Below are 1,335 nucleotides of genomic sequence, written 5' to 3'. Positions count from 1 at the left end.
AGAACCGTTCGGTGGTTGGCACGCTGCCCCGGTGATGAGTCGGGTGAGGGCGCAACGCAATGGCAGATCGAATCTTTGGCTGCCGAAAGGATTGCGCTTCAGCAGCTGGTCGCGATGGCGGATCACGCGAGATAAGGCAAGGGCTGCTTGACCATGAAGGCTCTCGTCGGGCCAAACCGCTTCGTCGTCGCCGAGTCCATCGCCACAGTCGATTTGTGCCGCAAGCTCCGTGGAAAGTTCCGAATTGTCCGACCAACAACCGCCCATTTGGGGTGGCAAATCGTGGACATGGGTGTGCATATCGCTCTGGGTTCCTCGGTAGGTCGCCAGGGATTCAAGGGCACGAAACCAGCCATCGATGCTGGGATGTTCCCGTCGCAATCGATAACCTTTGTAATAGGCCAATGAGGCGTTCATTCGTTCTACATAGGGGACGAATAACAAATCAACGGTTTCGGGTTGGTCTCCGCGCAGCCAGGGGCCCGGCGTCGTGTTGAGCTCCTGTTCAAAGCGCTTGGCTACCGCTCGAAATTGTTCTTTGGCTTGATTTTGCTGGCGAAGATTGAGACCCGGACTACAGAGCCAGATGCACCACGCACGGAACAAGAGTCGCTCTAAATGTCGTAATTCCAAAGAATCTGAGTCGGTCATCGCACTGCCTAGGGGGCCGAACTGTTTCTCAAGAGCAAGCAAGATCACATCACTTTCCGTGATGAGCTCCCCGTTAAGTTCCAGGGCAGGGAGCATTCCTGAGGGGACCTTTTTTAAAAACCAAGGCTCCTTCGGTCCATAGCAACGCATGGTCACCTTTTGGATTTTGTAGGGAATCTGTTTGAACTCCAACCAAAGCCAAATCTTTTGGCAGTAGGGGCACCAGGCGTGATGGTCTCTAAACAGCGTGACTTGCACACTGTTCGGGTCATGGCCAAATAAACGAAGGTTGGCTTGGGCGTTCGTGGGTCCTTGCACACGTTCCTGTTCGGACGTTGTGTGCAAGATCAGTTCGTCCCAGCTCAGGGGATGGCCAGGGGCTGATGAAACAAAGGCTGATGACATGGACATCACAAAAGTGCAAATAGTGCGTTGAATCCCAAGGTCAGTTGGTCCTTAGCCATCGGCGTGGAGGGCGTCACTCTGACGGGTTGTCTGTGTCGATGGCTGTCGATCACACTGCGAGCATCCCAGCCAGTCATTGACGAGAATGGCAGGAGCGCTCTTGCCCCATGGAATTGTCGTTTGATTTGGTTGTGCTCGGGGCTGGTTCCGGCGGACTTGCGGCGGCGAAACGGGCGGCAAGTTACGGCGCGCGCGTGGCGATTGTGGAGGGTGACCGCG

General features: G+C 55.4%; 2 protein-coding genes. One reads left to right on the top strand and one right to left on the bottom strand.

The window, feature by feature from the left end:
* Positions 1 to 1,062 (bottom strand): glutathione S-transferase family protein (locus WH5701_RS16280; protein ID WP_071934151.1); only part of this gene is annotated, 1,062 nt, incomplete at its 3' end.
* 161 nt (positions 1,063 to 1,223) lie between these two features.
* Here WH5701_RS16280 and WH5701_RS17340 point away from each other — a divergent pair.
* On the top strand, positions 1,224 to 1,335 hold a 112-nt coding region (locus tag WH5701_RS17340), incomplete at its 3' end, for an FAD-dependent oxidoreductase (RefSeq protein WP_156776477.1).

It is taken from the genome of Synechococcus sp. WH 5701 (genome assembly GCF_000153045.1).
GTDB classification, from domain to species: domain Bacteria; phylum Cyanobacteriota; class Cyanobacteriia; order PCC-6307; family Cyanobiaceae; genus Regnicoccus_A; species Regnicoccus_A antarcticus.
This window is presented reverse-complemented; position numbering and strand designations above follow the sequence as displayed.